General features: G+C 66.4%; 9 protein-coding genes and 1 pseudogene. 4 read left to right on the plus strand and 6 right to left on the minus strand.

What is annotated here, in order from left to right; translation table 11 throughout:
* From A5651_RS17450 to A5651_RS17460, 3 genes and pseudogenes are all read left to right on the plus strand, one after another.
* Positions 1-256 (plus strand): annotated as a pseudogene (locus tag A5651_RS17450) (nitrite/sulfite reductase); the annotation flags it as partial.
* 8 nt (positions 257-264) lie between these two features.
* A complete protein-coding gene (locus A5651_RS17455; RefSeq protein WP_066983524.1) occupies positions 265-957 on the plus strand; it encodes a phosphoadenylyl-sulfate reductase in 693 nt (230 codons plus the stop codon).
* Entirely contained in the window at positions 936-1658 is a 723-nt protein-coding gene (locus A5651_RS17460) for a sirohydrochlorin chelatase (RefSeq protein ID WP_066983506.1), read from the plus strand. Before A5651_RS17455 ends, A5651_RS17460 begins: the two co-directional genes overlap by 22 nt.
* A gap of 91 nt (positions 1659-1749) precedes the next feature.
* On the opposite strand, the gene A5651_RS17465 is transcribed toward A5651_RS17460, so the two are convergent.
* From A5651_RS17465 to A5651_RS17485, 6 genes are all read right to left on the minus strand, one after another.
* Positions 1750-2808 (minus strand): sulfate/molybdate ABC transporter ATP-binding protein, encoded by a 1059-nt coding sequence (locus A5651_RS17465; RefSeq protein ID WP_066983509.1) that lies wholly within the window; start codon positions 2806-2808, stop codon positions 1750-1752.
* An 11-nt stretch (positions 2809-2819) separates the two neighbouring features.
* Entirely contained in the window at positions 2820-3635 is an 816-nt protein-coding gene (cysW, locus tag A5651_RS17470) for a sulfate ABC transporter permease subunit CysW (RefSeq protein WP_066983512.1), read from the minus strand.
* Positions 3632-4507, minus strand: a complete 876-nt coding sequence (gene cysT, locus A5651_RS17475) for a sulfate ABC transporter permease subunit CysT (protein WP_066983515.1) — start codon at positions 4505-4507, stop codon at positions 3632-3634. The genes cysW and cysT overlap by 4 nt, the downstream gene beginning before the upstream one ends.
* Entirely contained in the window at positions 4504-5529 is a 1026-nt protein-coding gene (locus A5651_RS17480) for a sulfate ABC transporter substrate-binding protein (protein WP_066983518.1), read from the minus strand. Before A5651_RS17480 ends, cysT begins: the two co-directional genes overlap by 4 nt.
* 132 nt (positions 5530-5661) lie before the next feature.
* Positions 5662-5754, minus strand: a complete 93-nt coding sequence (locus A5651_RS26450; protein WP_353378917.1) for an Ms4533A family Cys-rich leader peptide — start codon at positions 5752-5754, stop codon at positions 5662-5664.
* 138 nt (positions 5755-5892) lie between these two features.
* Positions 5893-6096 (minus strand): hypothetical protein, encoded by a 204-nt coding sequence (locus A5651_RS17485; protein ID WP_066983521.1) that lies wholly within the window; start codon positions 6094-6096, stop codon positions 5893-5895.
* A 112-nt stretch (positions 6097-6208) separates the two neighbouring features.
* On the opposite strand from A5651_RS17485, the gene A5651_RS17490 reads away from it, so the two are divergent.
* Positions 6209-6690: trehalase-like domain-containing protein (locus tag A5651_RS17490; RefSeq protein WP_231988729.1), on the plus strand; the 482-nt coding region annotated here is incomplete at its 3' end.

Consider the following 6690-nt stretch of genomic DNA (forward strand, 5'->3'; position numbering starts at 1 on the left):
CCAGGTCGCCGACATCGGGTTCAAGGGCCAGATGGTCGACGACGGCGACGGACCGGTCGAGGGTTTCCAAGTGCATTTGGGCGGCAGCCTCGGCCTGGACAGCGGTTTCGGCCGCAAGCTGCGTCAACACAAGGTGCTGTCATCCGAACTCGGCGACTACATCGAGCGGGTTGTTCGCAATTTCGTGAAACAACGGGAGCACGGGGAGCGTTTCGCAACGTGGGCGGTACGAGCAGACGAGGCAGACCTGAGGTGACCCATTCGATGACCGATATTGACCTGCAAGCACTGGCCGAGCGTGGGGCAGCCGAACTCGAGGGCGCCAGCGCCGAGGAGCTGCTGCGCTGGACGGACGAGAATTTCGGCACCAGTTACGTTGTGGCGTCCAACATGCAGGACGCGGTGCTCGTCGATCTGGCAGCCAAGGTGCGGCCGGGCGTCGACATCCTGTTTCTCGACACGGGTTACCACTTCGTGGAGACCATCGGCACCCGCGACGCCGTCGAGGCCGTCTACGACGTCAACATCGTCAACGTGACGGCCGAGAACAGCGTCGCCAAGCAGGACCAACTGTTCGGCAAGGATCTGTTCGCCCGCGAACCCAACGAATGCTGCCGGATGCGCAAGGTCGAGCCGCTGGGCAAGGCGCTGAAGGGTTACTCGGCGTGGGTCACCGGCATTCGCCGGGTCGAGGCTCCGACACGCGCGAACGCACCGCTGATCAGCTGGGACCGCGCGTTCAACCTGGTCAAGATCAATCCGCTCGCGACGTGGACGGATGACGACATGCAGGCCTACATCGAGGCCAACGACGTTTTGGTCAATCCCCTTGTCTTCGAAGGCTATCCGTCGATCGGTTGCGCGCCGTGCACCTCCAAGCCCGTCGAGGGTGCCGATCCGCGCAGCGGCCGCTGGGCCGGCACGTCGAAGGTCGAATGCGGGTTGCACGCTTCGTGAATTCGCTTGTCCTGACCGCGCATGGCAGCGCCGACCCGCGGTCGGCGGCAAACGCGCGGGCCATCGGTGCGTGTGTGCGCGAGCTGCGGCCGTCGCTCGATGTGCGGGTTGCGTTCTGCGAGCAGAACTTTCCCAATCTTCGCGAGGTGCTTCCTACCGTGCCGACGCGTGCGGTGGTGGTCCCGTTGCTCCTTGCCGACGCCTATCACGCACGCGTCGACATCCCGGTGATGATCGCCGAATCCGGCGCCGACGCTCACCGGGCCGGCGTGCTCGGCGAGGACGACCGCTTGATCCACGTGCTGCGCCAACGGCTCGAGCAGGCCGGCGTGTCGCGGCTGGATTCGCGGGTCGGGGTGCTGGTGACCGCCGTAGGGTCGTCGAACCCCGCCGCCAACGCCCGCACCGAGACCGTCGCGCGGGAGTTGACCCTGACGACCCGCTGGTCTGCCACGACGGCGTTCGCGACCGGACCGCAGCCCAACCTCTCGCAGGCGGCACGCCTTCTGCGGCAGCGTGGAGCCGAGCGCCTGGTCGTCGCGCCGTGGTTCCTCGCCCACGGCACGATCATCGACCGCGTCGCGGACTTCGCCCGCTCGCAAGGGATTCCGATGTCTTCCCCGCTGGGCGCGCACCGCCAGGTAGCCGAGACGGTGCTCGACCGGTTCGACGCCGTCGTCGCTGCGCGCACCGCGGCGTAGCGCCTGGCCTACAAGGCCTACCGCAGGCAATTACGCCGTCAACGGCACCTGGCCGCCAGCCAACGGTTACTTCTGATTTCGCGGGAGAACGTCAGGCCTTCGACAGCGCTTCGGCCTCGTCGGCCTCGTCGGCCCTGGGTAGATCGGTGCCCTCGGGCAGTGACGGCACGCGGGTGGCTCTGACGTAGACGGTGTCGCCCTCTTTGAGCCCGAGCGCCTCGGCGTCACCGCGGGTGATCTGGGCGGTGAATGGCACGTTGTTCGACGCCGCGGTCAGCTCGACCCGAACCTCGAACCCCAGCGTGACGATCCGATCGATCGTCGCCTTGAGCACCCCGGCGATCTGCGCCGACTCATCGCCGGCCGCGATCGCCATGTCGGGGTTGCGGCCCACGCGAATATCGTGCGGGCGCACCAGGATCCCGTTAAGCGAGGACACCGCGCCGAGAAACGACATCACGAACGCGTTGGCCGGCTTGTCGTACACCTCGGTCGGCGAGCCGACCTGTTCGACGCGCCCCTTGTTGAGCACCGCGATCCGGTCGGCGACGTCGAGCGCTTCGGCTTGGTCGTGGGTGACGAGCACCGTGGTGACGTGCACCTCGTCGTGCAACCGACGCAGCCAGGCCCGCAGATCGTCGCGTACCTTCGCGTCGAGGGCACCGAACGGTTCGTCGAGCAGCAACACCTGCGGATCGACCGCTAGCGCGCGCGCCAATGCCATCCGTTGCCGCTGACCACCCGACAGCTGATTGGGATAGCGGGTCTGGAATCCGCTCAGTCCCACCACTTCCAGCAGGTTGTCGACTTTCTCCTTGATCTCCGCCTTCGGGCGCTTGCGGATCTTCAGGCCAAAGGCGACATTGTCGCGGACCGTCAAGTGTTTGAAGGCCGCGTAGTGCTGGAAGACGAAACCGATGCCGCGCCGCTGCGGTGGCACGTTCGTCACGTCCTTGCCCTTGATCGTGATGCTGCCCGTGTCGGGTTGATCGAGGCCGGCGATCGCGCGCAGCAGTGTCGACTTGCCCGAGCCGCTGGGCCCCAGTAGGGCGGTCAGCGAACCGTCTGGCACCACGAAGTCCACGTTGTCCAGCGCCGCGAAGTCGCCGTAGCGCTTGTTGGCGCCGCGCACGATGATTGCGTCTGTCATTGCCCGCCTCCTTAAGCTTTGCTCTGCCGTGTGCGTCGGGCGTCGAGGACCACCTGAACGACCAGGACGATCACCGCAACGGTCATCAGAAGCGTGGATACCGCGTATGCCCCGTACTCCGCGCCCCGGGTGTAGCGGTCGGCCACCAAAAGTGTGAGCGTCTGCGAAGTTCCCGGCAGGTTCGACGAAACCATGATGACGGCGCCGAATTCACCGAGTGTGCGGGCGACCGTCAGCACGATGCCGTAGGTCAGACCCCACCGGATCGACGGCAGCGTCACCCGCCAGAAGGTCTGCCACCACTGCGATCCCAGCGTCGCGGCGGCCTCCTCCTGGTCGGTGCCGATCTCGTGCAGCACCGGTTCGACTTCCCGGATCACGAACGGCACCGTCACGAAGATGCTCGCCAGCACGATGCCGGGGAATCCAAAGATGATCTTCAGCCCGAGGTTGTTTTCGACGAAGCCGAACAGCCCCGCCGAACCCCACAACAGGATCAGCGCGACACCGACGACCACCGGGGACACGGCGAACGGCAGGTCGATCACCGCTTGCAGTGCGCTCTTGCCTCGGAACCTGTTGCGCGCCAGCACCAAAGCGGTCGGTACACCGAAGAGCACGTTCAGCGGCACGACGATCGCCACGACCAGCAGGGACAGCTGCAGCGCCGACAGGGCCGCCGGCGTGGTGATCGACGCGAAGAAGGCGCCGATGCCGGGCTGGAAGGTGCGCCACAGGATGAGCGCCACCGGCACGATCACCAGAATCGCTATGTAGGCGATCGCGAGAAAGCGCAGCAGGTGGCGCACTGCCGGTGACAACGTCATTGCGCCAACTCCTGACGCTTGGCGGCACGTGACCCGATGGCACGCAGGATGAACAGGACCACAAACGAGATAACCAGCAGCACAATGGAAATCGCGGCCGCGCCGGTGCGGTCGTCGTTCTCGATGAGAGTCCGGATCCACTGCGAGGACACTTCGGTCTCCCCCGGCACCGCCCCGCCGATCAGCACGACAGAGCCAAATTCGCCGATGGCGCGCGAGAACGCCAGGCCCGCACCCGAGAGCAGCGACGGCAACAGCGCGGGAAGGATCACCTTGGTGAAGATCGTCGCGTTGTTGGCGCCCAACGAGGCGGCGGCCTCTTCTGTCTCGCGGTCGAGCTCGAGCAGCACCGGCTGCACCGAGCGCACCACGAACGGGAGCGTGACGAACAACAGGGCCACGCCGATGCCCCACTTGGTGTGCTGCAGGTGTAGGCCCACGGGGCTGTTCGGACCGTAGAGCGCCAGCATGACCAGGCTCGCCACGATCGTCGGCAGCGCGAACGGCAGGTCGATCACCGAGTCGACGAGCCGCTTGCCGGGGAACTCGTCGCGGGTGAGCACCCACGCCACCAGCAGTCCGAAAATCAGGTCCACCAGGCTGACGGCGACCGACACGGTCAGCGTCACCCGGAAGGACTCGATGGCGGCGTTCGACGTGACGGCTGACCAGAAGGCGGCCCAGCCGCCGCCGGCGGCCTGCCAGAGAATGGCGGCCAGCGGCAGCAGCACGATGACGCTCAGCCATATCGACGCCGCGCCGACCCGCAGCGAGGTGGTGCCGTACCGCCTGCCGAACGCGCCGGGCGTCCGGCCGCCCTCACCTTCGGCGAGTTCGGGCCGGGTCGCCTCGGGGTTGGCCTCAATCGTCATCCAGTGGCCTGCTTGTAGATCTTGGTGATGGTGCCGTTCTCCTTGTCGAACAACGCCGGGTCGACATCGCTCCAGCCGCCGAGTTCGGCGACGGTCCACAGCTTCTGCGGTGCCGGGAAGTCCTTCGCGAAGTCGGCCGCGACCGCCGGATCAACCGGGCGGAAGCCCGCCTGCGCCCAAATCTTCTGACCCTCGGGGGTGTAGAGGAAGTTCTTCAGCGCGTTCGCCTTGTCGAGGTGGGCGCTGGAGGTGACGACCGCGACCGGATTCTCGATCTTGAAGGTCTGCGGCGGATTGATGTGCTCGACGGGCTTGCCCTGGCGTTCGACGTTGATGGCCTCATTCTCATAGCTGATCAACACATCGCCGGTGCCCTGGAGGAACACGTCGGTGGCCTCACGGCCGGAACCGGGACGGGTCTTGACGTGCTCGGAGACGAGCTTGCTGATGAAGTCGATGCCGGCCTGCTCGTCCTTGCCGCCGTTGCTCTTGGCGGCGTACGGCGCCAACAGGTTCCACTTGGCCGAGCCGGAACTCAGCGGGCTCGGGGTGACCACCTCGACGCCGGGCTGCAGCAGGTCGTCCCAGTCCTTGATGTTCTTCGGGTTGCCCTTACGCACCACGAGCGAAACCACCGAGCCGAACGGGATGCCCTTGGTGGCGTCGGCATTCCAGTCCTTGGTCACCTTGTTGGCCTTGACCAGTCGGGCGACATCGGGCTCGACCGAGAAGTTGACGATGTCGGCGGGCTTGCCGTCCTGCACTGCGCGCGACTGATCGCCGGACGCCCCGTAGGACGTCGTCACCGCAACACCCTTGCCTTCAGGGGTGGCCGCGAAAGCGGGGATGATCTTGCTCCACCCCGGTTCTGGCACCGCGTAGGCGACGAGGGTCAAGGTGGTGTCGGCGGCGGGCTGATTGCCTCCGCCGGCGACGTCACTGGCTCCCCCGCCGCACGCCGCGAGCACTGTCGCGGTGGCGGCGAGTGCGGCGGCGTGAAGCCAGGCTTTGCGGATGTTCATCGGTGACCTTTCGTGGACGGATTCTTGTGAATCTTGCAGGGGGACGGAAGCCGTCACTGCGGCAAGGCGAAGGATCAGTACCCGGGCACACGAACAGCCGCTACCGACACCAGACCGCGGACGGAGGTGACTTCAGCGACAACAACAAACATCAGCGACAGCACTGAATCCCACGGCAATAAGGGCCAGGATGTGGCCGCTTTTGTTGCCGGACGCTGTCTGCATGGCGCGAAGAATAACAGAGTTCGCCTAATTGCTCAGTGCGGGGCTTTCGGCGCCGTCAACGGGTGACGAACCATGTCACGATCACCAATACGACGAGGATCACCAGCACCAACGTCACCCGAGAGCGCGGCATCGGTTTCATTGCGGATCCTCGTCCCGGCGCCGGGCCCGGTGCAGCAGCCGGAGCCCCCGCAGTCCATTGCCCAGTGCCCCGTCGAGCAGCAGCGCGATCCCGTAGGCCAGCCCCAACACCACCGGCATCACCACCGCGGTCTGCGCGACGAACCCGAGCCCGGAAAGCCACAGCTCAACACCGTCCCACCAGTTCAGGAAGCCGCCCACCAGGCCAGCCTACGGCGCGTCCACCTCCGCCCCGCCAGGCGCTGATCCAGCAATCCTGGACACGCGCCTCGACGAGTGGACGCCGGGCAGGTCGGGAGCCGATGATGTCCGCATGGTTCTGCACCACAGTGACAAGGCTGACGCGGTCAGCGAGGCCCCCGGGCCGCCGCCGTTGAGCGTGACGGCCCCGGTGCCCTTCGCGCCCACCGGATCGTTGCGGAACCCGTTCCCGCCGATCGCCGACTACGCGTTCCTGTCCGACTGTGAGAACACCTGCCTGATCTCGTCGGCCGGTTCGGTCGAGTGGTTGTGTGTGCCGCGGCCGGATTCGCCGAGCGTGTTCGGCGCGATCCTCGACCGGGGCGCCGGCCATTTCCGGCTCGGTCCCTACGGCGTGTCCGTGCCCGCTGCCCGCCGGTATCTGCCGGGCAGCCTCATTCTCGAGACCACCTGGCAGACGCATACGGGATGGATCATCGTCCGCGATGCGCTGGTGATGGGGCCGTGGCACGACATCGAATCGCGGTCGCGGACGCACCGCCGCACGCCGATGGACTGGGACGCCGAGCACATCCTGTTGCGCACCGTGCGGTG

Source organism: Mycobacterium sp. 1274761.0 (genome assembly GCF_001668615.1).
In the GTDB taxonomy this organism is placed as follows: Bacteria; Actinomycetota; Actinomycetes; order Mycobacteriales; family Mycobacteriaceae; genus Mycobacterium.